The following is a 25,816-nucleotide window of genomic DNA, read 5'->3' as shown; positions in this document are numbered from 1 at the left end:
CATGGCAACGCGATCCATCCCTGCTGCCCATCGCCACAGGGCGGACCCCGCCGTCGGCGGCCCGCTCGCTGGTTGCCCGGTGACGGGCACTCCACCACCGGCATCGGAGAGGTGGTTGCACCTGTCGACCGGGGCGGCTGGCCTGATCAGCATTCGCCCTCATCACGACAACGGCCCGATCGCTGGTCGCGTGTTCAGGTTGTTGGAGGCGACCACGCCGGAGCCGCTACCGGAAGGGCATCCCTTCGCAGAACGTACGGCCGAGGACGTGGAAGCGGTGCTGAGCGGGCTCGGTTGGCACGTCATCAGCCGCGCTGCCGCTGCCGCCGAGTTGCATGCCGCCGGATACCGGCTCGACATCCGCCGGGCCGCCGGGCACCTGCTCTACGCCGACGGCGCCGACGACAGCACCTGGCGAACACACTCCTCCGGGTACTGCCTGAAGGCGTTCGCCGCGCCGATCCGCCGCGAACCCGCCCAGCCGCCGGAACGCTGAGCGGCGGCGTGGCCCCGGCCGTCCGCCGTGACGAGCTACCGCTCGGCTATGGAGGCGCGGCGAGCCGGCAACCGTACACCGGGCGCGTTACCCGTAGCGCTGCCGATAACCCGTAACTCCCACGATGGGCCGGATGATCACCGACTGGTGGAGCCTCATCCGACCCGTAGACGCAGCGGTTCCGGCCGGTGGAGGCAACCCGCCGGCCGGAACCTTGATCGGACAACGGAGGTCCGACCGATGACAGACCTTACGGCCCGCCCTACGCCGGCACCGCCGCTGCTCCCTACCGCCTCGATCCGACTGCTCCCGGTAGAACTGGTGCGCGAGCAGTTCCCGATGGGAGGTCTGGCGGCATGAGTGCTGACCTGACTGACCTGGCCCGGAGCGACCGGCGAGTGGCCCGCGAGCTGGCTACGGCGCAGCGGGACCGCTTGGGCGATGAGCAGCGGATCCGTAACGAGGACGCGGCGGCGGATCGGAAACTGCGCGTGCAGGAGGGGCGCTTGCGCCTGGATGACCAGCGTGAGCAGCAGAACGCGGCCCGCGCCGAGCGTCGACGACTGGAGCAGGAAGCCGCGCGGGAGACGAGGCGCAAGCGACGCCAGGCTCGCCGGCAGGAGACGGCGGCCTGGTACGCGCGCCGGGTGGAGTACGTGCGGAGCAACGCCGCTGCGGTCTACTCCGGCCTGATCTACGGCCTGGCCGTGGCCGGCGCCGTGTATGGCCAGGTCGATGCTGCCAGGGCCAACGGTCTGCCCACCCCCATCGGGGTGGTGGCCGCGATCGCGATCGAGGGCACCGGTCTCGCGATGGCGCTCACCGCCCAGCAGCAGCGCCTGGCAGGTGAACGTGCGCTCGCTGCCCGGTCGTTGATCTGGATCTGTACGGCTGCGGCGGTGGCGATCAACGCCATAGGCCATCACGCCGACCCGATCAAGGCGATCGGGCTGTCGTTCCTGTCGGCGCTCGGGATCATCGTCTACGAGGTCCGCAGCGGGGCGAAGCACCGGCCCGCGCTGCGGGACCGGGGGATGCTTCCGCCTCCACCGGAGCGGTTCGGATGGCGACGGTGGTTGGTGGCCCCGCGCTCTACCTTCGCTGCCTGGAAGCTTGACGTGCTCGACCGGCTCAACCCTGGCGCGGCTGCCCTGGTCGCGCGTGCCGAGGCCGCCCGCGCGGAGCGCCTCCGGCTGGCTGCCGCCGAGGAGGAACGCAAGCGCCGACAAGCCATCGCTGCCGAGGTCAGCAAGCGGGCGCGCACCGTCGCCCGGAAGGCCGCCCGTAAAGGACAGGCCGGTCCCGCGCTCGGGGCGCTGCTCCATCTCGCGCAGACCGGCACGCCGGTACCGTCACCGGCGCTGCCGTGGCAGGCGCACAAGGAAGCGGAGGCGGCGCAGGACGCTGCCCGCGCTGCCCGTGCGGCACTGGAGGAGGCGGAAGCACGTGCGGCGGCGGAAACGACGAGCCGTGCGGAGGCGGAAGCGGAAACCCGGGCGGCTCGACTGACTGCGGAGGCGGAAGCAAGGCGGCGAGCGGAAGCGGAAGCACAGGCGGAACATGAAGCGGCCCGGCGGGCGGAAGCCGAGGAGGCGGCAGCGCAGGCCCGAGCGGAAGCGGAACGGACGGCACGCGGTCATGGACAGGCGGCAGCGGAAGCGCAGGAATGGCGGCGACGGGGCGAGCAGGCGGAAGCGGCGGCTGCCGACTCCCGCCGCAAGGCCACCGAGCAGGCGCGGCGCCGGCAGGATCTGGAGGTGCGGGCAGCAAGCGCTGAGCGTGCCCTCGCCGACGAGCAGCAGCGCCGCGAAAGCGTGGAAGAGCAGCTTCGGCAGCTCGTTGAGCGGATGTCGCCGCGCCGTCAGCGGAAGGCGTCGACCACGCCAGCGGGTGAGCCGTTGATGTTCGAGGGGCAGCCGCTGCCAGAGGTTGAGCGGATCAGCCCGGCCACCGTCCTGGCGGTGCTCGAAGCACAGCGCGACCACCCGAACGCGAAGCAGCAGGACATCGCGAGCCTGGCGGGGGTCACCGATCGGACCGTCAGGACCGTGCTCTCGGCCGCGTCGCGGCGGGAACCTGCCACGGTCAGCGCCTGACCGAACAGCAACGCACCAGCGCGCCTCCCGGTTCTCGGCAGACCGGGAGGCGCGCTGTATCCGGCTGATGGAGTCGCCACCGCATGACGGATGCCGGCTACGCGCGTCCCGAAGGCTCGGACCAGACAGCCAACGCATCCTGCCCTGCTGACACTTCGAGCAATCCCGCCGGACCCCAGACACGGAAGGGCCACTCATGACGCCCATCGACGTGTTCCCGCTCGAAGCGGCGGAAGCATCCTGCGAGGTTGCTGCCGGTACAGTGACCTTCATTCGTGCCGCAAGCCGGTCGACCGCGGCGAGCGGAAGCGGAAGCGGAACAGGTAAACCGGCGGGCGGTCAGACATCCGGCGGACGCGGGATATCAGGGGGGATCGTGGAGCTACGGGTGGTCAAAGGCCGCCTCTGCACGAACCGCCGCGGCGCTGCCGAGTACCTGGACCGCAGCCTGGAAACCATCAACCGGGTCGCCTCGCCCAAGCAACGTGCCGCGACCGGCTGGCGCGAGTCTGTCGATATCGCGGATGGCCAGGAGTGGCACGCGCTCGACGATCTCGACGCCTTCAACATCTCGTACTTCAAGCCCAAGCAGGACGCCCGCCGCGCCCGGGTCCACACGGTCACGCTGGAGGGCGACCCGGACGAACTGATCCCCGCCAAGGACTTCCGGACGACCATCAGAGTCACTGCCGGCACCTGGTCGAAGTACGTGGAAAAGAGCACCCCGGCCTGGCTGGAAGGGCGCGACGGCTACCTGCCCAAACCCGACGAGGAGGAGCCCGGCCGTCGCGGGGTCATCCGCTCGTGGAAGCGCCACCGGGTCGAGACCTGGATCAACAAACGAACCGGCTCGGCGTCGAGTCCGGGCAGGCCCAAGCAGGACACGCAACCGGGCACCGAAGGCTGAACCCGCTACCCGTAGCGCCGCCGTATCCCCTCGTCCCCAACCCCCGGTCCTGCTGCGGCTACACCTAGCAGCGAGACCGCTTCGGGTAGCCCCGGCGCCACCCCGCCATTGGCACCGTCGCTGTATGGCCGACCCACAGGTCGGCACCAGACAGCAGCGGGAGGAACCACCGATGACGACGACCACCACCGCGGCCACCCCTGACTCCCGGGTCTGGACGGAACAGGCGGTGCGTGCCCTCGGCATGACCACCGACGTCGAAACCGCCGGGGAGATCCTCGGCATCGGCCGAACCAAGGCGTACGAACTGGCCAAAAGCGGTGAGTTCCCGGTGCGGATCCTGCGCATCGGCCGGCGCTACCTGGTCAGCGTTCCGGCCCTGCTCAAACTCCTCGACGTCGACTAGCCAGGCCGACTCGGACCATCCGATGATCACCCAAGTGCATGCCCGCGGCACTTTCGTCGGCGCCGCGATCCGCCGCGCTTACGCCGCCCGCGACGTGACCGACCTGGTACCCCAGTTGATCGCCGCCTGGGAAGGCAGCGGTGAGCTGTCCGACCTGGAAGCGACAGCCCGACCCGGCGGCTACGACACCGGGCGCCTGGCCACGATGCTCGCCGAACCACTGAGGGACGTCAACACGCCGCCGCCCCGACCCGTCTGGCGGTGCACGCTCGAACTCGACCCCGCCGAACGGCGGCTCACCACGGGGGAGTGGGCCGCCGCCGTCAGGGACCTCCTCGATGAGGCGGGCCTGGCGCCCCACGGCGACCGTCACGGCGTGCGGTGGATTGCAGTAGCACACGGAGACGCCCGGATCGACATCGTCGCAACCCTCGTACGCCAGGACGGACGGACCGAGCCGGCCCGCGACGGCCGGCGCCGCTGCGTGAACGCCACCCGCAACCTCGAACGCCGGTTCGGGCTCGCACCGCCCCCACCGGAACCGGGCTCGACGCCGCCCAGCACACCACACGCCGCGCCGACTCCGCGCTCCACGCCGCCATCCGTTCGGGAGCGGCTGCGTCGCCAGGTCCGAGCTGCCGCCATCGTCGCCAGCGACGAGGACGATTTCCTCCATCGGCTACGGGCCGCCGGACTACGCGTACGGCTGCGGCGCAGCCGCGCCGACAACAGCGTCACCGGCTACGCCGTCAGCCACCCCACCTCGGCCGGCAGCGATCAACAGCCCTGGTTCGGCGGCGGTCAACTCGCTCCCGAACTGAGCCTGCCGCACCTACGCGGCCGCTGGGCGCAGACACCCCGAACCCCCGAGACACCCGTGCCGACCACCCCGGAGCAGGACCAGCGCCTCTGGCAGCAGGCGGGCGACGCGGTCGCCAACGCCACCAACGACCTCACCCGGTCCCCGGAACCGCTGTCAGCCCAGTCCGCCCACGCAGTCGCCGACCTCCTCACCACCACCGCCGCCGCCTTCCCGGAACCGCGGGCGCAGCGCCTCACGGACGCCGCGGAACTTCTGCACCGCGCGATCGGCGGACGACATCGAGCCCGACCACCAGCCCCGGACGCCCGCGCGATCCGCCTACGGTCCCTCGCCCGGCTGGTCGGGCTGATGGGCTACCTCAGCAACGACCGCAAAAGCGCCGCCGCCGTGCAACTGCTGTACCTCCTGGCCGGCTTCGCCGATAACCTCGCCACCCTTCGACAAGCCCAGCAACGACGAGCCCAAGCCGCCGCTGCCTCCACCGCCGCCGCTTACCTGCACGCCACCGCCCGCGACCACCGCCGGCCGCCGGTTCCACCGGCACCCCCGCGACCGTCACCCGTAACCCCGCCAAAGACGAGCCGGCAACCCACCCGTAGCCGTTCCCGGTAGCGCCGCCGGAAACCCCCGCCCACCAGCGTCACGGATATGGAACCCGAACATCACGATCCCTGGGCAGAGGGCACCCAGCGCGCGATGGAACGCGTCATGGCCCTCGGCGTACTCGTCGAAGCCGGATCGCGGCTGGCCGCCGAGAACGCCCGAAGCAAAGCCAATCGAGCCGAACAGGAGCTTCGCGACGAGGCCCGCCGTGAGCGGGCCGATCGGAAGGCCGAACGGGTCGCAGCAGCGGAGACTTCTCGGCGAACCCGAGAATGGGCGCGTTTCGCCGCGAATGACGGCCAGCTCCGCGACTACCTCGCGGATCTGCCGTTCCAAGAGGTGGCACGGCACTGGGGGCAGGCCGCCCAGCACGCCGACAGCAACTCCACCGCCGCCACCGTACTGGCCGCAGCAGAGGACGAGTTGCGGCGCCGTGCCCCCAGCCTGATCGACTTCTACCACCTCGGGCGCGACACCGGCCTGTCACGCCAGGAGGCGATGGCCAACGCCGCCCGCGGCGTCTGGTCCGGTGCCGGCCCGGCCCGCCCTCACAGCGGGCGGCCACCCACCGCCGGCGCGCTTACCCAGGTCGGCGAGGAACTCGACCAGGAGATCAGTCGACTGGCGGGCACGCTGGACCCGATCGGCAGGGCCCGGTTGCTACGCAACCTCGAAGACACCGGCTGGTCCGCGCAGTCCCTCGCACACATCGAGAGCCTCCTCGACCGTGCCGAGGCTGAGCAGCGCTCAGTGGCCACCACCGCAGGCACACCTGACAACCCCGCCACCGTGCTCGATGAGCACCAGGCCGCCCGCGCCGGTGCCACCGCCGCAGCAGGCCGCGCTGGCGACGCCGCCGCAGACGCCGCCGCGCTCGCCACGGCCGTACCGCCGTCCGAAGCGGCGCGGCTGGCCGCCGAGTCCTTCGCGCTTCCCGCGCTACGGGCCATCACCGCTCACCCAGCCGCCATGCCAGCCCGTACCTCAACCGCACACCCCACCCAGAGGAGGACCAGGTGACCGGCCGCAGCCGCGATGAGGACCTGGCCGGTATGGTCGCCGCCTTGCAGGGCCAGGTCGCCGAACTCACCCAACGTCTCGATCACCAGGCACCCGCCGCGACCACGGACGCGCCGCCGACGCTGCGATTCCCGACGGTCGAAGCCTGGACCGTCGGCCTGTTCTTGCCGATGTTCGCATGGCGTGTCGATGGTCAACGCTGGCACTGGTGCCCGCAGTGGTGGCGCCACGCTGAGGCGATCTGGCGCCTGGAACTGCTCTGGCGTTCCTGGGAGGTCAGCCGTCTCGCGGCCACCGGCATGTCGGGCTGGTCGGTCGAAGTCGACCGGCACATCCACGAGCTGCTCGGTGACGACGGGCCCTTCCGTCAGTGCCGGGCGGCCGACGACGACCGGGCCGCCCGCCACACCGAGCTCTCACCCGCAACCGCTGAGCCCGCCCCTGACGGCTGGTGGGACTGATGAGCCGGGGGAGGGCCATTCGCTTCCTGACCGCTATAAGCCGGTCGCAGATGTCGCCGGTTATCCACAGGTCTTCGCTGGTCTGATGGACGCCGTCCGGGTATGCCGAAAGGATTCGGGGATGAACTACGTCACCGCGTTACAGCGAGCCACCACCCGTCTGGAAGCCCGTGGAGTCGAGGACGAAACCGAAGCTCAGGCCAGCCTGCGACTGGCCTGCCTGGGCCTCGGCTCTCCGGACGTACCGAGTCGGGAGTGGGCCTTGCTTGGCTCCGAGTTGCTCGCCGCACTCACCGAGCTGTACCCCGAACCGACGCCGATCGCCGTCGACGCCACGCACCCCTCGATCGCCTCCATCCCGACGCGTCAGGCGCTGATCCGTCTCGTGGCGGTGCTCGCGAGCGGTTACGACCGGGCGAGTGCCCAGCTGGAACTGCCGGCCCAGCGCCGCTTCGCCTACGCAGCGACAGCGGCTCGCCTAGACAGCGCGGTGCGAGGGTTGACGTGACCTACGGGGACTGGCTACGACGGGCGCACGAAGACCTCACCCGCGCCCAGGCACACCTGCGGTCCGATCCCGCCGTTACCTTCGACGACATCGGTGCGACCGCCTTCGCCCGGCACAGGGTCTACCGCCGGCTGGCCAAACTCGTGGAACTGTTGACTGGCGAGCAGCCCGCCCGTCCCGACATCGATCGTGACACCGTGAACATCGCCTTGCGAATCGACGCAGGGAATAATGCGACACGGCTGTACCTCGGGCTCACCGCCGCAGCCCGCATCGACCCACGAGGTGCGCCGACCGTGGCGCCGATCGGCCGGGTGGGGCGTCACCTTGACCGGGCGGCGGAAGCGGTTGCGGTGGCTGGCGAGATCCTGGCCAGCCACACGCCACCGATGAGAGAGCCGGTGACCCCCGAGGGCATCGCGGTTCGCGCAGGAGCTGGACAGAAAGCCGCCCTGGCCGACATCGCCGCGCTGACCCACGACATGCTGTCCATCGACGAGGGATTTCCCAAGTGGCTATCGAGTAGCCACAGTCTGGCGAGCAACGTGTACGCACCCGTGGCGGATGAAGCACGTTGGGCCAGCGGTGGCCGGCTCGTCCAGCTCATTCGCGAGGTGAGAGCCGAAGCAGGCGATGCTCCATCCCTCTTGCATCTGCTTGAGATGCCGCCGGTATCGGGAACCGGACGGGCAATCACCGAGGGCGCCACCGCACGGAACGCGTTGATCGCCGCACGGGACTGGATGTACCGCAACGGTGACGATGTGCGAGCCGTACACCTGGCCATGGCGACTCGGGTGGGCCTTGCGATTAGTGCGCTTGCGACACCCAATGCAGTCGGGGCGGACTGGCGATCCTGGAGCGCTGCTGCTCACGCTGCGAGCCAGTTGCACGGCACGCCGCCGCACGGCGTAGCCGTCGACGTAGCGCGTGAACTGGGACTCGTCGGGCGATGGGTCCGTCCCGGGACACCGCGCCCAAGCCAGCACAGCCTGACTGGCGCCCGCCTCGAAGCGATGGACAGGCTTGCTGCTGTGCTGCCGTCTGTGGCGGAGGTGCTGAGCGCGGCGGCACAGAAAGCCGCGCGGCGGGGCAATTTCTTTGTAGCCGGTCACCGGGCTCTGGAACGCGCTCCCGGATCGCTGGTGTACCACGCAGTGACGAAGTGGACTGTTGCCCCTCCCGACCACGAGCAGATCTACCGACTGAGGTTGGCCCTCCGCGAAGTCGGTGCCTCGGCGCTCGCCTCTGCACCGCCTCACCTGCCTCGCGTCGCACCGCGTCTGGCCAAGCTTGCTTTCGCTGCGGCTGTCGAGATGGAGCCGAACAGCGTCCGGGGCCTAGCGGCCGACCCGGCAGTGCAGCAGCGCCGTCCCGACCCGGGCCGGAGCAACAGGTCCCACCGGTGATGCTGAACATTGCCCACCGGTTCGAGCCGCGCCGAATCTAGTCCTGTTCATGGTCGACGTGAGCTGCTTCGTGGTGGCATCGGCGACGCTCCAGACCGACCGGACAGGCTGGACGACCCACTACCGGTGGCCGCTGCGACAGCCCCGGTAGCCGGTGAGCCGGCGAACGAGGTCTTCGCCAGCGCTGCGGCCGAACCAGTGGCGGTAGGCGACGCTGTTCGCGTCGTTCCGGTGGTAGTTACCAGTGCGGGCGGAGCCGAGCGGGCGTGGATGAGCAGCAGGGCTCCGTTGCCGGTGTGGTGCGATCCGATCGCGCTGATGAGTCGATGGGCGCTAGCTTGTGCGTCGCTCATCCCGGCCAGCTCTGCGCCGAGCTGACCTGGGGGGACCGCCCGATGCAGGGTGCTGTTGCACAGCAGGAGCGGCCCGTCGTCGAGCGGACAAATGCTCACGTCACCAGCACGGACGCTGGAGGTGAGCAGGACATCGGCGATGCTGCCCGGCAGCGTCTGCTCTCCTCGGTCGCGGCATTGGCGGGCGGCAGTGTGATCGGCGGTGACCTGGGCGAGCTGGCCGGCGCGGATGGTGTAGGCGCGGCAGTCCCCGGCCCACGCGATTTCGAACCGTACGCCGTGGCGGGCCTCCGGTGCCGGATACGCCGAGACGACGACCAGTGAGGCGTCTCCTGCCTGGCTGGGGTGGACTCCGCCGTAGAAGGCGTTGATGGCGGCCCGTGCCGCGTGTAGTCCGGCCGCGGGGGTGGAGTGCAGGGTGACCGTTGCGGCGATGTCAGCCGCCATCTGCGCGGCGGTCGCGGCTTGGGAGTGGCGCCCGATACCGTCCGCGAGCGCCCAGACCGTGATCCCGCTGTTCGGGTCATGGCGCGTGATCACGGCGGTGGTGTCGACGCTCCTGCCCCTGATGCTGCGAGCCTCGGCGGATACGGTGGCGGCTGTTTCACCCGGTGCCTTCGAACTAGAGGGTGTCGATCGAGTGGCTGGTGGCACCGGCACCGGCGCGGCGTCGGGGGCAGGTGCGGACGCCGGTACCTCCGGGGGCGGGTCGGTGCCCCCGGAGGTGTCCGTCCGGGCCTGCCACGCCTCGAAGACGCCGCGCACCACGTCGGTGGAGTCCAGTCCGAGCTGCCCGGCGGCGGCCTCGGCCATCTCTCGGGTGGCGTGCGGGGCGTCGATGAACAGCTCCGCGATGGCCCGATAGGCGCTGATCCTGTCTTCCACGAACCGGGCCGGATCGGTGATCCTCTTGGTGTCGAACAACCGCCTGATCGTGTTTGTCATCTGGACCTGTGCAAGGGGCTGCACAACGCGGACGATCTCGTTGATTGCCGAGGACGGGCCCTTGGCGGCGAGTAGGTCGGCCGGATCCTGGCCCTTCGGCAGGCGAGCGCCGGAGAGGTCGCCAGACCACTTCACGGCGATCGGGTAGGCGCGGTCAACGGCCCGACGGCCAGCGTCGTCGCCATCGAAGGCGAAGATGAGGTGGGCACCGGGCAGGTGCTCCTGGAGCAGGGTGAGTTGCTCGCGGGTGAGGTTGGTGCCGCACGGGGCAACCGCGTACGTCGGTTGGGTATCCGGGATGGCCTCGTGAACGGCAGCCATGTGATGCACAGCGAGCACGTCGGCGGCACCCTCCACGACGAAAACGACAGGGTTACCGACGCCCGGCGGCCGGTGTGCGAGTTGCTGCCCGAGGCCGTACAGCAGCAGGCGCTTCCGGTAGATGGCGGTTTCTGGGCTGTTCATCCACCTGGCCTCGGCGCGGCCGGTCAGGTCGCGAGCCGTGAACCCGACGACCCGGTTGTGGGCATCGGTCACCGGGAACATGAGCCTGTCGCGGAATCGGTCAAGGAGGTGATTACTGGTGCGGTGGATGAACCCCAGACCGGCTGCGGTCACCTCCTCCGGGTTGAATCCGGCCTCCCGCAGGTGGGTGGCCAGTTCTGTCCACCGTCCGGGCGCGTACCCCACCTGCCAGGGCCCGTTCCGGTCCGTCACGGCGGTGATGCCGTGGCTGTCCAGGTAGCTGGCGGCCTTCTTCGAGGTGGGCAGGCGGCTAGCGTAGAAGCTGGCCGCGGTGGCGTTGACCGCGTACAGGCGTTCCGGCGGTGGAGCCGGTTGTTCAGCGGCCATCGTCGGTCTCCTGGTGCCGGTCCAGCGTGGGAGTGGTGTGCGCGGCAGCATCGCGGTCCAGCGACGCGAGGGTGTGGGCGTGCACGAGGTGGTCGAGCGCCCTGAGTTCACCGGCGAGTTGGTCGATTTGCTGTTGGAGGCTGTTGAGCATTGCCTCAATCCAGCGCAGGTCGGCCGAGAGCCGGGATGATTGGTCGCTCATGACGCGTCCCTGCCATCGTCCGGGCTCGGCTGGTTGGTGTCCTTTTGGCCGGCGGCGAGGTTTGCGCGGGCGGTTCGGGTGATGGCTTCGACGCTGGCGGCGGTGTCGGCGCCGATGATGTCGGCGTGTTCGCCGCTGTACCACGGCAGCAGGTCGATCATGGCGGCTCGGGCGCCGGTCGCGAGCAGGAGCGCCCGCCCTCGTTTGAGGGCACGCAGGTCGCCTGGTTCGAGGATTCGTCGCCGTTGGGCGCTGGTGGAGTAGCTGGTGTGGCCGTTGCCGTCCCGGTTGATCGAGGTGACTGCGACGTCGTGGTCGCCGATGAGGCGGGAGACGTCTTCGGCGTGGCGGGCGTCGTCGAGTCCGGCGCCGATGAGTTTGATGGTGGCGGCGCTCCACAGCGCGGTCATGCCCCGTTCGCCCCACACGCCCTGGCCCTGCGCGATGTTCTGGATGATCGTGATCGGGATGATGCCTCGGCCACCGAGGTGGCTGTAGAGCTGCGGAAGGTCAGCGATCTTGCAGATGTTCGCGGCCTCGTCGAGCACCGCCAGCACGGGCGGGTCGATGCGCCCACCAGAGGCTTCGGCATGCACGACGGCCGTACGGAACACGGCGTCGGTGAGGGCGGCGACCAGGGGTGCCGCAGCTCCGGCGCCTTCCTTGCTGAGCAGGTAGAGGGTGTCGCGGGAGGTGGGGAATGTGGTGACGTCGAGGCTGTCGATGTTGCTTGCTGGTGGGGTGACCCAGGCCATGATGTCGGGGTCGGACAGGCAGCGGGCGGCGGTGCGAGCGGTCTCGTAGACCCCGTCTCTGGTTTCCGGGGCGCCACCTTGTCGACCGGCGAGGGATCGTGCGGCCTGCGGATACCCTGCGGCGCGCAGCAGCGTGACCGGTTCGCGGTTGGTCACGTCGGACAGCCAGGCTTGTACGTCGGTGAGGGTTCCGCCGGAGTTGGCGGCGGCCAGGAAGAGGCAGGTGAGCAGATCCCCGGCGGCGAGTGGCCAGAACGGGTCGCTGCTGCCGACGCCCCTGATTTCCTGGATGAAGTGGTCGGCCAGTCGTGCGGCGTCCTCGACCCCGTTGATCGTGGCGAGCGGGTCCCACCAGAAGGCTTGGGGCTGGCGGGTGACCCGCTGGGGGTCGAACGGCCAGACCCGGCCGAGCCGCTGGCGGGCTCGGGCGGTCGCGGCCCACAGGTCGGAGCGGTTGCTCGTGGCGAGCACCGCCCCCGGCGCGTCCAGGATCGGAGGGACGGCCAGGCTGGTCGTCTTGCCCGCCCGGGGCGCCATGACCGCGAGGATGACGTCCTCCCAACTGGACCGAAGTACCGGCCCGCGTCGACGGTTGCCCGTGACGAGCTGTCCGATCGCGATGCCGAGCGCCGCGGCCGGCACCTGCTTCGGGTTATGCCCGGCAAGGCTCGGACGGAGCCGTTGTGCTCGCCGTAGCGCGGTGGCGCCGATGAGTTCGTCGACGTCCTGGGCGCGGGCGAGGGACGGCAGCGGGTCTCCGGCCTGCGGCCGGCGGGCCTGCCACCACGCCCACCCCCAGAAGCTGGGCACGACGATCGCGGCGAGCAGCAGCGCGTAGATGAGCGCTACGAGTAGCGGCGGCACGCCCGGCCACAGGTGCTGCCAGTCGCGGTCGAGTAGCCGGCCTGTGAAGTCCCAGCCGAAGGGCGGGCCGGTGTGCCAGGCGCGCCCGGACACCACGGCGCCGAGGCGTCCGGCCAGCCACGCCAACCAGGCCAATCCTGCTGCGGCGGCGCAGGCACCCAGGATCAGCCACGGCGCTAGGGGGTATCCGCCCGCGCTACCGCGCGGGTAGATCGGTTGCTGACTGCGGATGCCACTCATCGGGCACCTGCCCGCACCGCCGCGTCGGTGTCGTACAGCGACAGCTCATCACCGACCAGGTGCAGCGCGACCGGCATGCCGGCCCGCTCGCCGGTCTTGACGAGGTACTTCCCCCGGCCGGGATGAGTCGCGCCGGGTACCAGGGCTTCCGGGGCGGCCCAGGAGGCGACCATCTCCCGCTCGGGACCGGAGAGGCGGACCATCTGACCGATCCGGTCCAGCTCCCTGCCAGGTAGAGCGGCAAGGATCTTGATGGCGCACCGTTCGGCCATACCCCGGCCCTTGGCTCTGTCCTCGTCAGTGGCGAGCGCGTCGAGGTCGTCCAAGGAGTGGGTCAGCATGATCTGCGCGACGCCGAGGTTGCGGGACAGCCGGGTGAGCGCGTCGGCCGGCTCGACCAGCCCCGGCGCTCCCCGTAGTACCCGCCACAGTTCATCCATCACCGCGAGGTGCCGCCGTCTGGGGGCGAGGCCCTGGTCGGCGAGCACGGCGGCGGCGTCGATGACGGCGTACCCGTAGCTCCAGGTGGAGAGCATCGCGGCGGCGACGAGCTTGTCGCCCGCGGCGGCCACCCGTGAGATGTCGATGCTGACCGCCTTGGCGGACAAGTCGATCGGGGTGGACGTGGCGGAGTCGAAGACGCCGGCGAGAGTGCCCTCGCACAGGAGCCGGAGCGTGGCGACGAGGTCGTCGATGCGGCGGCGGTAGTCGGCCAGAGAGGTGGCTCGCGCCGCAGCGCGGATCGTGTCCGGCCCTTGGTCAAGCACCGCGAGCACGTCGGGGATCACCGGGTCGACGACACGACGCTCTGCCAGCAGGTCCACCACCCGACCGAGGACGACCTCCTCGGTGTTGCTGACCCGACCGCCGTCTCGAACCAGGGTGCACAGGGCGATGAGCAGGGTCAGCCGCCGCCCGCGCACCTCCAGGCGGAGCTGGTCGGCGTCCGCGCCGCTCATCCTCGACAGCGCCGTACCGAGCGGACCGGCGTCGAGCGGGTTGATGCGGTCCATCCCTCTGCCGACCCGGATGACCTGGCCGTCGAGGTGCTGCACCACCCTGGAGTAGTCAGGCTTTGTATCGCCCAGAATCAGAACCTGAGCGCCAGTGGCGGCCATTCCCATGACCAGGCGTTTGGCCAGAGCAGACTTGCCGGCGCCCGGCTGGCCAAGCATGAACATTCCGGTGTTGGTGATCAGCCCGGCGTTCAGCCACTCGAACGGGTCGAGGAGCACGGACTCGCCCCAGAGCTGGTGACGGCCGATTGGCACCCCCAACAAGGGTGAGCCCGAGCCGGCGGTGAACGGGTACAGGCCGGCGGCCTGCACGGTGGTGGCCTGGTACTCGGTGCCGGGCGCCACGTGTACGGCCCGGCCTGCACCCGGTCGACGCCAGCCCCACGAGGGTGCGATGGGGCCGAACAAGGACACGTCAATATCGACAAACGTCATCGGTGATGCTCCTGAAACGAAGGGGGGAAGAGGTCAGTGGGGCCACTGCTGGGCCAGCACCGGCGGGCAGATCCCGGCGGGCAGGGTGACCGCGAAGCCGGCGGCCTGGGAGCGCCATACGCGGCGCAGCCTGACCTTGCAGGTCTCCGCGCGGCTCTCCACGTCGGCGACGGCGCGACCAAGGTCGGCCGGGTCGAGCACGGTGGTCGTCACCCAGAGGCTGATCAGGCCAACGCCGGCTCCGAGCGCTTCTTCTCGCGCGGCTTGCGTGGCCTGCTCGTGGTCGGCGAGATCCCGGGCGGTGGGGTCGAGCTTGCGTGCTCGCCGGTACGCCCCACGGAACTGGGCCGCGTTGACCTGTCGTTCGACCTCACCAGCGGCCTGCGCGGCGGTCAGCGGCCGGTACATCAGCGTGACCCGTTTCGGATGGTCGCCAGGGGCGAGTAGCCGGGCGAGCACGTGATGGGTGACGGGCTGGCGCGGCGCCTCGTGCCACGCCCAGGTCACACTGGTGTTGTCGTCGTGCTCGTACCGGTCTGGGTGCTCCTCGGCGGAAACTGGACCCGCGTTGCTCCAGTCCAGCAGGTCTGCCGCCGTGCCAGGATCGGCGCTGAGCAACCGGGTCACGTCACCGCGGCTGTTCGGGTCGAAGCAGTGCCGCACGGTCCCCGCGATTTCCGTGGCTGTGGCCCTGCCCAGAACCGTCAGCCCGCACGCAGCCAGTGCGTCCTGCAAGCCAGGCAGTGCGCGGTCGACCTCCGTGAGGCATTCCGGCACCGTTTTGGGGCGGGCCGGTGACGCGGCCGGGTCGAACGTGATCGACACGGTCGTCTGCACATCCGCAGCGGCCTGCGGAGCGGCGGTGACGAGTTGTTGAAGCACCCGCACCGCTGCCGCTGGCCCGTCCGGGGCCAGCCGCCCGGTGATGTAGTCCGCCAGTCGGGTACCGGAATCCGGTGCGGTGTCGACGGTGACCGCGACCCACCGCACCATCGGGACATGGCCGAGCCCGGCCAGCCAGCCGCCCCAGTTCGACACCCACGCGGACGCTGCTGTGGGGTCGGCCAACCAGGTGGACTGGGCGGCGCAGCGCAGGGTGACCGTCATGGTCCCCAGCCGGCGATGCCACACCACGCCGTAGACGCCGCCGTGGCCGTCCTCGGCGGACAACAGCACGGTGGGGGCGAGCACGCCCGGCAACTGCCAGGCGTGCTCCTCGGCCGACATCACACCGCCGCGATAGGTCGTTTGACCGCGCGCGGTACCGGCGACCCAGCGAAAGCGCTGCACAAGCGCCTGCGCCAGCGACACACCGTCCCACTGGGCGACGTTGCCGATGATGATGATCAGGCAGACCGGGCCCACCACGGCGGCGGCGGGGAGACTCACCGACACCGTGATCAGGGCGACGGTCATCGCCGCGAAAACCACCATCGTCTGGCCGAAGCCGAGCCCGAACAGGCCCATGGTTCTGGCCCGACGCCATCCGCCGTACGTCCGCGTCTCCCTGACAGAGGAATCAGCGGGCATCTCGATCACCTGTCTTCCGTCGAACGGGCGGCTGTGCTCGCTGCCGACTTGACTGCCGCCCCGGCGACCTGGGCGCCGACGACGACACCGGCGACGACCGGCGCGGCGGGACCTGCGGCGGCCGATGCCCCGACCGCGCCGGCACCCGCAGCGCCCGCACCGGCACCCGCCGCGGCGCTACTGCCGGCGGCCGTCGCGGTCGTGGCGCTACCGGTTGCGGTACTCGAGGTGGCTGCGGTCGTGGTGCCCGCCGACGGGGTGGCGCTCGCGGTGGGAGCCGGGCCGTTGAACGTCGGCGGTGTCGGACGGGGCGTCCCCGAGCCGCTGTCACCGTTGCCGCCGGAGGACGGCGGGTTACGGCGGTCCATGTCCCGGGCGTAGTCCGTCGCGGTTATGCCGGCCGCGCCACGGTTCGAAGCCATCGCGTGCAGACCGGCAGCGCCCGCAGCGGCCAGCATGCCTGCGGAGTTACCGGACTGCTGGACCGCACCCACCGTCCAGTTGAAGAACCGCATCATGGCCGGCAGTGCGACGAGGGTCAGTCCGAGCATGCCGGCGCCGGTGAACCAGGTGGAGATGTCCCGGTTGGCGCGGTCGCCGACGAGCATGAACGCCACCGCGTAGGAGGTGGCGGCGAACGGCTCGTAGAAGGTGAGGGCGAGTAGCCAGCCGAGTACCCGTCGCAGCCAGTTGGACGTAGCAGCGGTGAAGCTGCCGCTGGCAGCGAGTTGCAACATCCCCGCGAGGATGATGATGGCGCCGTTGCGGAACAGCAGCAGCATCGCCTGCATGATGGTCGCGACGAGGACGAACAGCCCCACGACGACCACCAGGAGGTTGCCGATGCCGGGGCCGACCGGAAGCAGCATCAGTTGCATCCGCTCGGCGAGCGCGTTGGTCTTGCAACCAGGGTCCTGCCCGATGCCCGGGGTGCAGTCCATGCCCCAGGTGAGCACCCACTCGGTGTAGGACTCGCAGGCTCTGAGCAGCATTTGAGTTCCGGTGAGGCTCACCGCCCCGAACAGCGCGGTCGTGAACAGCCCTTTCACGACCGCGACGAGCGGTTCGCCCTTCCGGTTGATGATCAGCAGGAGGGACTGCCACATGATCCCGCCGACGGAGATCAGCAGAGCAATCGGCAGCATCCACTGCTGGACGGTTCGCGCTGCCGGCGCGTTTTCGACGTCAACCGGTGGCAGGTACAGCCACCAGGTCATCGTTGACGTGATCAGGGTGGACTGCGCCTCGCCGATCAGGGCGGCGAGCTGACCGATCATGCTGTCGGCAACCGCCCCGGCGACCTCGGTCGCGCCCTCCTTGAACTGGCACTTGAGATCCCACGCGTCGCACATGGCCTACCTGCCCGGCAGCGGCGTGTAGCCGCGAACGACGGCGGGGCCGACCAGGGCACGCACCGTGGACCAGTCACCCCGTGGCGGGGCGATCAGCTGCCAATCCGTACCCGACCAGGAGACCTGCACCATGGTGGCGGCGCGGGCGACACCTCCCTCGCCGTCCGGCGCCTCGATGAGTAGCCGCAGGCTGGCTGCCTGGGGGTGGTACGAATCGATCCGTACGCCGGCGATCGATGCGTAGATGGGCGCCAGTGGGTCGCCGTACGGGATCTGCAACTGCTCACGGGCGACCGCGTAGTTCTGGGCGACGGCGTCGACATACGCGGCGACATCCGGTCCGACGACCTGCTCACGCAGCGTCGGTTCCCAGACTCGTGATCCCACCTGCGGGCTGGTGCGGACCAACAGGTGCAGAGTCGCGAGGACGGCACCGGGCGGTGTGTGCGCGAAGCCCCTTGCCCGCCCGTTCGACAGGTCACGCGGACCCGCCGTGGCGGAGACGGGCAGATCGAGCCCGGCCACGGTGATCCAGGTCAAATCGTTCGGCCAGGGGACGTCGACACCCACTTGCTGCGGTGCAGAAGGCTCTTGATCGCCGGCCGGCGGGTGCACCGTGATGAGTTGCTGATTGGGCAGGGTCTGCTGCTGCCGTGGCTTGCCGCCGCTGCGGGCGACCGCGAACGATGCCAGCACGAGCAGCGCCAACCCAGCTGCAGTGATGGCCAGGGGATGAACGCGACGCCGGGGCGCCGCATGCTGGAAGCGTCGACGACTCATGCCAGGGCCACCGTCGCGATTCCGGCGGCCAGGCTGGTCAACGCCAGCCCAGCGAGCACCCAGGGCACACCGGCCGCACCATCCACGGCGGTCTGCGACCGGTTGCGCCGGCCGATGATCATCATTCCGGCGCAGATCATGAAGCCGAGAACACCGGCCACCAGCAAGATCCACTTCCCCCAACCGAGGAAATCGGTGGCCACCTCCTGCATACCGGGTGGCGGCGACGGAGCCGGGTTCGGGGCGTCCGCGGCGAGCACCGCTTGGCCGGCAACAACGAGCTTGAGCAACATGCTGATCGCTCCTCCGACATGCGAATGCGGCCTCGTTTGGGCCGCTGCCGGAGACGTTCGTGGGAGGGCGGGGCCGTTACGGTTTCCGCCGGAGTTAGCGGCCCCGCTACGGGGCGCTACGCGTAGCTATCGTCGCTAGTTGCCGTCGGCTCGGTGCTGGCATGGCAGGCACCCCAACGGCCAGCCGGTCGGACCACCACGAGCCCAACTTTCTGCATGAACGGCGGTTCCTCGGCGACGCCGCGCATGACCAGGTGGGTGCGATGGCTTCTGCGGTTCGTGAACGGATCGGGACTGGCCCGGCAGCGTCCTGCCCCTCCCTCGCCGCAGGCCGTGACTGTCGGCGAGGCGGACGCCTACCGCGTGCCTTTTCGGCGCCCATGTACCGAGCTGTCCGCTGTACTTCTCGTCGGCCTTGCGCTGAACACCCTGCTCGACTAGTCATGGTGCCGACTCCTTACCGTGCTGGATCCGTTGGCGGCACCGTGATCAAGCGTGCGTCTCCGCGCTGAGACACTTGTTCACGCCTCGGCTTTGGGGCATTGCTGGTGCACTCGGCTTCGACCAGACCATGACGACCCGGCAGCGCGCCCTGCCAGCCGGGCTCTGGAACCGCTACCCGCCCGGTCACCGGACCAGCGCTGTCCGATAGGCGTGGCCAGTGGTGCTGGGTGGTCGATGTAGGAGCGGGATTATCGACGCAATGATGGTGAAGTGACTCGTCGGGTGTTTGGGCGTCGCCGGTCACGACGGCTGCGTCGTGCCGGAATTGTGCTGGCTGTCGTCGCGGTGCTTCTCGCGGGTGTGGCGGTAACGGCTTGGTGGTCGCCGTCCTGGTGGGCGGTGCCGCAGTTTGGGTGGAAGGGCACCGAACAGGCCGGTTGGATCACCGGCATCGTCAGCGGAGTGCTGTCGCTGATCAGTACCATCGCCGCAGTTGCCGCCCTACGCTCCCGGGTCGAGCCCAAGCGAGGGCCCGGCCCGACTGGAGATTTGGTCCAGGTTGGGCGGATACCGTCACCCGCGGCGTGGTTGCAGGACCGGTCCAGCCGTATCGATTTGGCCCGGGCCGCGCGGTCCGGGCGCACGGCGGTGCTGACGCAGGTCCTGTCCGGGATGGGTGGGGTTGGTAAGACCCAGCTCGCTGCCCAGTTCGCCCGGGACCTCGCCTCGTCCGGTGAGCTCGATGTCCTTGTGTGGGTGACCGCCGCAGGCCAGGACGCCATCGTCGCCGCCTACGCCGAGACCGCTCGCGCCTTGGGTCTAGCCAGCCTGGACACCGACTCGCAGGCTGCGGCGCAACGATTGACTGGCTGGTTGGAGCGTACGGACCGGCGGTGGTTGATTGTGCTGGACAACCTCGACACCCCGGCTGACGCCACGGGCTGGTGGCCCCCGGCCAACCACAACGGCCGTACTGTCGTCACCACCCGCCGTCGCGATGCCGTCCTGCGCACAGATAGCCGCATCATGATCACGGTGGATCTGTTTACGCCTGGCGAGGCCATTGCCTACCTTTCCCACGCCGTTGGCGCCCCAACCGAGGGCGACGAACTAGCCAGACTCGCTGCTGACCTGGGTCGACTACCAATCGCGGTGGCGCAGGCGGCGGCGTTTATCCGTGACCGCGGCATTGACTGCGTTACCTACCGCCGTCGTCTCGCCGACCGCCGCGAACGTCTCGCCGACCTGGCCCCGTCTGACGACGCCCTGCCCGACGAGCACCGCACGACCTTCGCCGCAACATGGGCACTATCGATCGACGCTGCCGACGCCAGCCCACCCCGAGGTCTCAGCCGGCCTCTTCTGGACGTTGCCGCGCTCCTCGACCCCAACGGCATCCCGGTCGCGTTGTTTACCACCGCAGATGTCCGCGACTACCTCAGCTGCACCATCGCGGACGCCGGTGCGCGGACGGCTGCCACCAGCGAGCCGAGTGTTGACGTGCAGGCCGTCAACGACGCGCTGCACAATCTGCACCGGCTGAACCTGATCACTCACGACCAGACCACGGCCAGCGTCCGCGTCCACGCACTCATCCAACGAGCCGCCCGTAGCCAACTCGAACCCGACCAGCTAGCCGCCATCGGCCGCACTACCGCCGACGCCTTGATCACCATCTGGCCCGAGGTCGAGCGCGCCCAGGAATACGTACAAACCCTGCGGGCCAACAGCAGCGCGCTACACGACAACATCGGGGAGCGACTTCTTACTCCTGACCCGCACAAACTGCTCTTCACCGCGGCAAACAGCCTCGGCAATGCCGGCCTCGTCCAACCCGCCGCCGTCGCCTTCCAGCGGATGCTCGGCGATTGCCTTCGGGTCCTCGGTGCCGACCATCCTGAAACTCTTGCCAGCCGGCGCAATCTCGCTCATTGGCAGGGTGAGGCCGGGAATCCGGCCGGCGCGGTCGCAACCCTCGAACAGCTGCTCGATGATTGCCTTCGGGTCCTCGATCCCGATCACCCCGACATCCTCGTCACCCGTACTAACCTCGCCCGTTGGCACAGGGTTGCAGGGGACAGAGCCGGCGCGGTTCCCGTCCTTGAACAGCTGCTGGCCGATCATGTGCGGGTTCTCGGCCCGGATCATCCCGACACCCTCGCCACCCGTACTAACCTCGCTCACTGGCGAGGGCTCGCTGGGGACCGGGCCGGCGCCGTCGCCGTCCTTGAACAGCTGCTGGCCGATCATGTGCGGGTTCTCGGCCCGGATCATCCCGACACCCTCGCCACCCGTACCAACCTTGTCTATTGGCAAAGGCTCGCTGGGGACTCGGCCGGCGTCGGTGCCGCCCTTGAACAGCTGCTAGCCGATCATGTGCGGGTATTCGGCGCCGATCACCCCAACACCCTCGCCACCCGTACTAACCTTACTCACTGGCGAGGGCACGCTGGCGGCCGGGCCGGTGCCGTCTCCGCCCTCGAACAGTTGCTTGCCGACGAGCTGCGGGTCCTTGGTTCCGATCACCTCCACACCCTCGCTACCCGTCTTAACCTCGCTGAATGGCGAGGGCTCGTTGGGGACCGGGCCGGTGCCGTCTCCGCCCTCGAACAGTTGCTTGCCGACGAGTTGCGGGTCCTCGGCCCCGATCACCCCTTCATCCGCACCACCGACGCTAACCTCGCCCACTGGCGCGGTGAGGCCGAGCGCTATTCCAGCTAGAGGCGTCACCCGCCGGCAGCCGAACCGCTATGAACGACGTGGGCGATTCACCGCTTACCAAGGCCGAGTTGCGGCGTCCTCATCGGCGACACCTGGTCGCATTCGGTAACTAGGAACCATTGAACGTTGTGCCAGCTCGAGATGGATGCGCCAGAGTGTTGTCCAGGCCACCGGTCAAGGTTCGGCTGCTGCTTATACCTTGACGGCGGCGCTACGGGAGCTACGGCAGCGCCGCCGGCAACGGGCGGCCGTGAGCGTGACCAGCATGATCCTCACCCGTCGACTTCCCTTCTTGCTGGCGATCGCTCTCACCGCCGGATTCCTCGGGGCGTGTTCCGCAACCAGACCGCAGCCCCGGCCCCAGGCATCCGCGACGCCCGCCCCACTCGCTGTTGATCCATCGGTCGATTACCGCGATCCGTCAGCGGTGTGCGAGGCGTTCGCCATCGCCGCGCACCGCATCGACACCGCTGTTGACCAGGGGCCCGCCGATGCCTACCAGCGGACTGCGGCATACCTGGACGCCACCTTGGCGGCTGCGGCGACGGTCCGCGATTCAGTCCGACAGACACCGCAGTGGCAGGAATGGGCGCTCCACGGCGCCTCCACCGATGTGCAGATCGGCCCCTACGCCGGAGACGCGCTCCCGCCAGACACCGCTGAGCAGCAGCACCGCACCGTACTGATCACGAGTCAGCCGGTAGGGCGTGAGGGCTGGCGCGGTCCGTTGGAGCGCCACACCGTCGTATGCACCCTTCGGTTGACCACGGTCGGCTGGCGGATCAGCGACTACGAGATCGGCTGACCGAGATGGCCGAAAAGAACGGGCAGGCCAACAACACCTCGACTCGTTTTGTCGTGCTGCTGCTTGTCGGCGTGCTCGCCGTGGGCGCCGGTCTGGTGGCGTTCGTGAGCTCAGGCGCCGCCATCCTGCTCGCCGCGAGCCCCGCTCTGGTCGCGGCCCCCGCCAACGGCCAACTCAACGTCGACGCAATCCCTCCGGACGCTCGTTATCTCGCCCCATGGGTGGTTCGCGCCGGATCGATCTGCCCACAAGTCACGGCGCCGATGATCGCGGCCCAGATTGATCTGGAAAGCAGTTGGAACGCCGACGCGGTCGCCCGCAACCCACCCGAGCACGGAGGCAACGCTATCGGCATAGCCCAGTTCCAGCTTGGGACTTGGGCGACCTGGGGCGACGACTACGACAGCGACGGCCGCAACGCGCCGGACGACCCCGAGGACGCCATCTACGCGATGGGCCGCCTGATGTGCGACCACGTGGGGTGGGCCACCCGCAACATCGACGCGGACCTGCTGGCCGGCGACCCGCTCGATATTGCCTGGGCCGCCTACTTCTGTGGCCGGGGCTGCATCCTTGCCGCCGGAGGCGTGCCCGCTGCGGGTAAAGCGCACGACTACCCGCAGCAGGTTCGCTCCCGCATCGGCAAGTACACCCTCGCGGTCGGGGGCACCGGGGCCTGGCGCCTGCCCCTACCCGCCGACAGCTACGAGTTGGTCAGCAGGTTCCGGCCACCGTCCAGGCCCACCCATGACGGCGTCGACCTTTCCGTGCCCACGGGCACTCCGATCTACGCAGCCGCAGCCGGAGTCGTGCTGTCCGCCGGATGCGACAGCGCGTACTGCAACCGGCCCGGGAACCCGAGCCTGCTCGGCTGCGGACTCATCGTCAACATCAACCACGGCAACGGCATCGGCACCCGCTACTGCCACGCGGTACGCCTCGCCGTATCCGCAGGCGCCCAGGTCCAGGCCGGGCAGCTCATCGCGTGGTCCGGCAGCACCGGCCATTCGTCCGGCCCGCACCTGCACTTCGAGGTGCATCGAAACGCGCCGCCCCTGACCGCCGACAACGCCATTGACCCATTGCCCTTCATGGACGCCGTCGGGGTGCACATGCGGCGGTAGTCCACCGCCGACGCCCCGGCCCGCCGCTCCACCCGGTGCCCGCGAAGACCTGACTTTACCTGGAGGCACAAAGAATGTTGGTCAACACCTACGACCCCCAGTCCTCGCGTCGACTCGCCGCCTCGATCGCGGTAGGAGCGGCGGGACGGGCCGTTCCTACCGCACAATCGGGCAGCACCCAGGTTGTTGATGTCGGCGGTGGCTGGCACCCGAACAACTGGCGCGAGGACGTGCGGCGGCTCGCCAACCGCGGTCGCGTCACCGCGCTCGCCCTGCGGACTGAACCCAGCGAGCGATACCTCTCGAACTACGACTGGTCACGGATCACCCGGGGGATGGTGGACCACCTTGGCCTGGCCGACCGGCCATGGGTGGCTGTGCGCACCAGCCCGAACACCCTCACCTTGCTCACCGACGCCGCCAACGGCCCGCTGCAAACCGACTCCGCCCGCGCCTTCGTCCGTACCGCAGCCGGCCCTCGGCCCACCGTCGGCGAGGCCCAACTGGCAGGTGAGCCGGGCGCCACGGCACCCGGCGCGGACACCGCCCAGAACGCCAAAGCTCCGGCTCCGCCACGCAGTCTTGCCCAGTTGAGCTTCGCCGCCCCACCGACGGCTACCTCGGGCGCTACCGCAGCGACCCCAGCCCTTCAACCGAGCGCGGTGCCGATGCACCAGACGGCTTCCCGCCCGCACGCCCGCTAGCCGAAGGAGCCGCAACATGTCCGCGCCGCCGCAGCGCCAACCTCACCTCGCACAGACCGCGGACAGCCGATCGGCCACCCCGATCACGGCCGGGGTCGATGCTGCCCCTGCCTCCTCGGGGAGGCGACCGTGAGCCCCCGACCGCTCACTCCGGCCACAGTTGCCGCTCACTTGCCCACGTACTCCGCGAACGCCTCCTGGCCCGTCCCGGCTGACATCGCCGAACGAACAGCCGCCGCCTGGAACGAAGCCATCCTCGCCGCCGACAGCGAACGGCGCCAGGACGCCTCTGGCGCCGTCGTCGATGTTGTGTACCCCCTCGGGTTCGCCGCCGGACGGCGAGGCGGGGTGGAGGCAGTGGCGCAGCACATCAGCACGGCGGCCCGTGCGGCGAGCACCCGCCTCAACGACGACACGGACCCGGGGCGTGTCGTGCGTGGACTTCTCACTCAATTGACCACCGCCGCCCGGACCGAAGTCCGGCGTTGCCACGAGCCGGGACCGGAGGACGCGGCCAACCGGCCGCGGCGGCGGACACATGCCGCCGCGTCCAGTGACCTCCGCGCCGGTACCGACGCGCAACGCGCGGCAGTAGCCGCCAACGTCGCCTGGTCCCACGGACTCCAAGACGGCTGGAGGCAGGCGTATTGGGCAGCCAACCGCATCGTCAACTCGATTCGCAACAGTGAGATCTCCGCGACCAGCGCGGTCGACGAGATTCCAGCCTTCGCTTGGCTCGACGACCTCGCCGACTCGGCTCGCGCGGTCGCCGACGAGCGGCCTGGACGACACCCTGTCCGGCTCGCCCGGCTCGCCGGATCGAGCGAGCCGCCGCCGTCGGCGGCTGCCGATCGCGGTGCGTCCGAGGACGCCCCTTCAGCGGCGCAAATGCCCCGAAGCGACGGCCCTGATAAGGGCGACCGTAGGCCGCGGGGGATGTGATTCCATTGGCCAGAAGGCGCAAGGAGATAGCCGGACAGCTGTCGTTCGACGACTACCTCTGGGCGCGTGCTGCGTCGGAGCCGGACGGCACCGACGAGTTGGAGGTGGAGACGAGTGAACCCGTACGGAGCGCGAGCACGCAGGCACTGGCAGAGCCATTTGCCGAATCGGTACCGGGAGATCGAGAACCCGGACCAGTTCTTCACGGAGCTGGGGGAGCAGATCGGCCAGCAGATCGAGGAACTGACCAGGACCCTGGCCGGTCAGGATCCGGAGCAGGAGACGTACCTGGACAAGGTCGGCCGACTGAACATGGCCCAGTCGACCGCGGAGGGTCAGGTCCTGCGGGAGATGCTGCCCGCCCCGGAGACCGACCTCAGCCCGACCCGCTAGGGGGCGTCGCACCGATCGCCCCGGGGGCTGCTTCACCGCTCCCGGGGGCGACGGTTTCCTCCGACGTCGCCGCGCAAGCCGTCGCCCAGCCGACTCACCGCACCCCGACGAGTTCTACCCCTGCCGGCGATCTCCTCCGCGAGCTGGCGGAACTGCTGCCCGTCGCACTGGCTACCCCAGCCACGCCGGAGGACGACGCCCCCGTTCGATCGGCGGACTCCGCCGGATCCGAGTCGCCGGATGTAGAAGCGGCATCGAGCGCGCCGAGATTCCGGCCGGCGGAACAGTCCGATCTCGCGCCGCCCGGTGATATCGCAAAGATCAGGGCGAACATCGC

Annotated in this window: 23 protein-coding genes; 15 read left to right on the top strand and 8 right to left on the bottom strand. The window is 69.7% G+C overall.

Features of this window, described 5'->3' with window-relative positions:
* Positions 1 to 190: 190 nt before the first annotated feature.
* The 9 genes from ACI2K4_RS29545 (at position 191) to ACI2K4_RS29505 (ending at position 8,729) form a co-directional block, all read left to right on the top strand.
* Complete coding sequence (locus ACI2K4_RS29545; protein WP_404516025.1) at positions 191 to 496, top strand: hypothetical protein; 306 nt, start codon at positions 191 to 193, stop codon at positions 494 to 496.
* A 356-nt stretch (positions 497 to 852) separates the two neighbouring features.
* Complete coding sequence (locus tag ACI2K4_RS29540; RefSeq protein WP_404516023.1) at positions 853 to 2,592, top strand: DUF2637 domain-containing protein; 1,740 nt, start codon at positions 853 to 855, stop codon at positions 2,590 to 2,592.
* 196 nt (positions 2,593 to 2,788) lie between these two features.
* Positions 2,789 to 3,499 (top strand): hypothetical protein, encoded by a 711-nt coding sequence (locus ACI2K4_RS29535; RefSeq protein WP_404516022.1) that lies wholly within the window; start codon positions 2,789 to 2,791, stop codon positions 3,497 to 3,499.
* Between the two features lie 124 nt (positions 3,500 to 3,623).
* Positions 3,624 to 3,905, top strand: coding sequence for a helix-turn-helix domain-containing protein (locus tag ACI2K4_RS29530; protein ID WP_404516021.1), 282 nt, complete (start codon positions 3,624 to 3,626; stop codon positions 3,903 to 3,905).
* 22 nt (positions 3,906 to 3,927) lie between these two features.
* A complete protein-coding gene (locus tag ACI2K4_RS29525; RefSeq protein ID WP_404516020.1) occupies positions 3,928 to 5,340 on the top strand; it encodes a hypothetical protein in 1,413 nt (470 codons plus the stop codon).
* A gap of 84 nt (positions 5,341 to 5,424) precedes the next feature.
* Positions 5,425 to 6,351, top strand: coding sequence for a hypothetical protein (locus tag ACI2K4_RS29520; RefSeq protein WP_404516019.1), 927 nt, complete (start codon positions 5,425 to 5,427; stop codon positions 6,349 to 6,351).
* On the top strand, positions 6,348 to 6,812 hold the full coding sequence (locus tag ACI2K4_RS29515; protein ID WP_404516018.1) for a DUF4913 domain-containing protein: 465 nt from the start codon (positions 6,348 to 6,350) through the stop codon (positions 6,810 to 6,812). Before ACI2K4_RS29520 ends, ACI2K4_RS29515 begins: the two co-directional genes overlap by 4 nt.
* Positions 6,813 to 6,933: 121 nt before the next feature.
* Positions 6,934 to 7,320, top strand: coding sequence for a hypothetical protein (locus tag ACI2K4_RS29510; RefSeq protein WP_404516017.1), 387 nt, complete (start codon positions 6,934 to 6,936; stop codon positions 7,318 to 7,320).
* The gene (locus ACI2K4_RS29505; protein ID WP_404516016.1) at positions 7,317 to 8,729 is read left to right on the top strand and encodes a hypothetical protein; all 1,413 of its coding nucleotides are present in this window, start codon (positions 7,317 to 7,319) and stop codon (positions 8,727 to 8,729) included. The genes ACI2K4_RS29510 and ACI2K4_RS29505 overlap by 4 nt, the downstream gene beginning before the upstream one ends.
* A gap of 47 nt (positions 8,730 to 8,776) precedes the next feature.
* Here ACI2K4_RS29505 and ACI2K4_RS29500 read toward each other — a convergent pair whose 3' ends face one another.
* The 8 genes from ACI2K4_RS29500 to ACI2K4_RS29465 are packed head-to-tail and all read right to left on the bottom strand — an operon-like array spanning position 8,777 to position 18,346.
* Positions 8,777 to 10,879 (bottom strand): toprim domain-containing protein, encoded by a 2,103-nt coding sequence (locus ACI2K4_RS29500; protein ID WP_404516015.1) that lies wholly within the window; start codon positions 10,877 to 10,879, stop codon positions 8,777 to 8,779.
* Positions 10,869 to 11,081 carry a hypothetical protein gene (locus ACI2K4_RS29495; protein WP_404516014.1) on the bottom strand — a complete coding sequence of 71 codons (213 nt, stop codon included), beginning with the start codon at positions 11,079 to 11,081 and terminating at the stop codon, positions 10,869 to 10,871. Before ACI2K4_RS29495 ends, ACI2K4_RS29500 begins: the two co-directional genes overlap by 11 nt.
* Complete coding sequence (locus ACI2K4_RS29490) at positions 11,078 to 12,940, bottom strand: type IV secretory system conjugative DNA transfer family protein (RefSeq protein ID WP_404516013.1); 1,863 nt, start codon at positions 12,938 to 12,940, stop codon at positions 11,078 to 11,080. The genes ACI2K4_RS29495 and ACI2K4_RS29490 overlap by 4 nt, the downstream gene beginning before the upstream one ends.
* Positions 12,937 to 14,391, bottom strand: coding sequence for a hypothetical protein (locus ACI2K4_RS29485; RefSeq protein ID WP_404516012.1), 1,455 nt, complete (start codon positions 14,389 to 14,391; stop codon positions 12,937 to 12,939). Before ACI2K4_RS29485 ends, ACI2K4_RS29490 begins: the two co-directional genes overlap by 4 nt.
* Before the next feature lie 33 nt (positions 14,392 to 14,424).
* On the bottom strand, positions 14,425 to 15,921 hold the full coding sequence (locus ACI2K4_RS29480; RefSeq protein WP_404516011.1) for an SCO6880 family protein: 1,497 nt from the start codon (positions 15,919 to 15,921) through the stop codon (positions 14,425 to 14,427).
* Positions 15,922 to 15,926: 5 nt separating this feature from the next.
* On the bottom strand, positions 15,927 to 17,273 hold the full coding sequence (locus tag ACI2K4_RS29475) for a hypothetical protein (RefSeq protein WP_404516010.1): 1,347 nt from the start codon (positions 17,271 to 17,273) through the stop codon (positions 15,927 to 15,929).
* A 3-nt stretch (positions 17,274 to 17,276) separates the two neighbouring features.
* Complete coding sequence (locus ACI2K4_RS29470) at positions 17,277 to 18,053, bottom strand: hypothetical protein (RefSeq protein WP_404516008.1); 777 nt, start codon at positions 18,051 to 18,053, stop codon at positions 17,277 to 17,279.
* On the bottom strand, positions 18,050 to 18,346 hold the full coding sequence (locus ACI2K4_RS29465) for a hypothetical protein (protein ID WP_404516007.1): 297 nt from the start codon (positions 18,344 to 18,346) through the stop codon (positions 18,050 to 18,052). The genes ACI2K4_RS29470 and ACI2K4_RS29465 overlap by 4 nt, the downstream gene beginning before the upstream one ends.
* Positions 18,347 to 19,060: 714 nt before the next feature.
* Here ACI2K4_RS29465 and ACI2K4_RS29460 point away from each other — a divergent pair.
* The 6 genes from ACI2K4_RS29460 to ACI2K4_RS29435 all read left to right on the top strand — a co-directional run bounded on the left by ACI2K4_RS29460 (position 19,061) and on the right by ACI2K4_RS29435 (position 25,479).
* On the top strand, positions 19,061 to 21,511 hold the full coding sequence (locus tag ACI2K4_RS29460) for a tetratricopeptide repeat protein (protein WP_404516006.1): 2,451 nt from the start codon (positions 19,061 to 19,063) through the stop codon (positions 21,509 to 21,511).
* 265 nt (positions 21,512 to 21,776) lie between these two features.
* Positions 21,777 to 22,316, top strand: a complete 540-nt coding sequence (locus ACI2K4_RS29455; protein ID WP_404516005.1) for a hypothetical protein — start codon at positions 21,777 to 21,779, stop codon at positions 22,314 to 22,316.
* A 5-nt stretch (positions 22,317 to 22,321) separates the two neighbouring features.
* Positions 22,322 to 23,440: a peptidoglycan DD-metalloendopeptidase family protein gene (locus ACI2K4_RS29450; RefSeq protein ID WP_404516004.1), complete on the top strand. Its 1,119-nt coding sequence runs from the start codon at positions 22,322 to 22,324 to the stop codon at positions 23,438 to 23,440.
* A gap of 74 nt (positions 23,441 to 23,514) precedes the next feature.
* On the top strand, positions 23,515 to 24,144 hold the full coding sequence (locus tag ACI2K4_RS29445) for a hypothetical protein (protein ID WP_404516003.1): 630 nt from the start codon (positions 23,515 to 23,517) through the stop codon (positions 24,142 to 24,144).
* Between the two features lie 171 nt (positions 24,145 to 24,315).
* On the top strand, positions 24,316 to 25,086 hold the full coding sequence (locus ACI2K4_RS29440; protein ID WP_404516001.1) for a hypothetical protein: 771 nt from the start codon (positions 24,316 to 24,318) through the stop codon (positions 25,084 to 25,086).
* A gap of 114 nt (positions 25,087 to 25,200) precedes the next feature.
* On the top strand, positions 25,201 to 25,479 hold the full coding sequence (locus ACI2K4_RS29435) for a hypothetical protein (RefSeq protein WP_404516000.1): 279 nt from the start codon (positions 25,201 to 25,203) through the stop codon (positions 25,477 to 25,479).
* Positions 25,480 to 25,816 lie beyond the last annotated feature (337 nt).

Source organism: Micromonospora sp. NPDC050397 (genome assembly GCF_044901685.1).
Taxonomy (GTDB): domain Bacteria; phylum Actinomycetota; class Actinomycetes; order Mycobacteriales; family Micromonosporaceae; genus Micromonospora_G.
The sequence above is the reverse complement of the archived record's forward strand: the minus strand, read 5'-3'. Positions and strand labels throughout refer to the sequence as shown.

What these genes read in the sequence shown, in the direction of transcription:
- ACI2K4_RS29455 (WP_404516005.1), top strand. Translation starts at nt 21,777, where the DNA reads ATGATCCTCACCCGTCGACTTCCCTTCTTGCTGGCGATCGCTCTCACC.
- ACI2K4_RS29525 (WP_404516020.1), top strand. Translation starts at nt 3,928, where the DNA reads ATGATCACCCAAGTGCATGCCCGCGGCACTTTCGTCGGCGCCGCGATC.
- ACI2K4_RS29510 (WP_404516017.1), top strand. Translation starts at nt 6,934, where the DNA reads ATGAACTACGTCACCGCGTTACAGCGAGCCACCACCCGTCTGGAAGCC.
- ACI2K4_RS29450 (WP_404516004.1), top strand. Translation starts at nt 22,322, where the DNA reads ATGGCCGAAAAGAACGGGCAGGCCAACAACACCTCGACTCGTTTTGTC.
- ACI2K4_RS29490 (WP_404516013.1), bottom strand. Translation starts at nt 12,940, where the DNA reads ATGAGTGGCATCCGCAGTCAGCAACCGATCTACCCGCGCGGTAGCGCG.
- ACI2K4_RS29535 (WP_404516022.1), top strand. Translation starts at nt 2,789, where the DNA reads ATGACGCCCATCGACGTGTTCCCGCTCGAAGCGGCGGAAGCATCCTGC.
- ACI2K4_RS29445 (WP_404516003.1), top strand. Translation starts at nt 23,515, where the DNA reads ATGTTGGTCAACACCTACGACCCCCAGTCCTCGCGTCGACTCGCCGCC.
- ACI2K4_RS29520 (WP_404516019.1), top strand. Translation starts at nt 5,425, where the DNA reads ATGGAACGCGTCATGGCCCTCGGCGTACTCGTCGAAGCCGGATCGCGG.
- ACI2K4_RS29530 (WP_404516021.1), top strand. Translation starts at nt 3,624, where the DNA reads ATGGCCGACCCACAGGTCGGCACCAGACAGCAGCGGGAGGAACCACCG.
- ACI2K4_RS29470 (WP_404516008.1), bottom strand. Translation starts at nt 18,053, where the DNA reads ATGAGTCGTCGACGCTTCCAGCATGCGGCGCCCCGGCGTCGCGTTCAT.
- ACI2K4_RS29485 (WP_404516012.1), bottom strand. Translation starts at nt 14,391, where the DNA reads ATGACGTTTGTCGATATTGACGTGTCCTTGTTCGGCCCCATCGCACCC.
- ACI2K4_RS29495 (WP_404516014.1), bottom strand. Translation starts at nt 11,081, where the DNA reads ATGAGCGACCAATCATCCCGGCTCTCGGCCGACCTGCGCTGGATTGAG.
- ACI2K4_RS29465 (WP_404516007.1), bottom strand. Translation starts at nt 18,346, where the DNA reads ATGTTGCTCAAGCTCGTTGTTGCCGGCCAAGCGGTGCTCGCCGCGGAC.
- ACI2K4_RS29475 (WP_404516010.1), bottom strand. Translation starts at nt 17,273, where the DNA reads ATGTGCGACGCGTGGGATCTCAAGTGCCAGTTCAAGGAGGGCGCGACC.
- ACI2K4_RS29480 (WP_404516011.1), bottom strand. Translation starts at nt 15,921, where the DNA reads ATGCCCGCTGATTCCTCTGTCAGGGAGACGCGGACGTACGGCGGATGG.
- ACI2K4_RS29540 (WP_404516023.1), top strand. Translation starts at nt 853, where the DNA reads ATGAGTGCTGACCTGACTGACCTGGCCCGGAGCGACCGGCGAGTGGCC.
- ACI2K4_RS29500 (WP_404516015.1), bottom strand. Translation starts at nt 10,879, where the DNA reads ATGGCCGCTGAACAACCGGCTCCACCGCCGGAACGCCTGTACGCGGTC.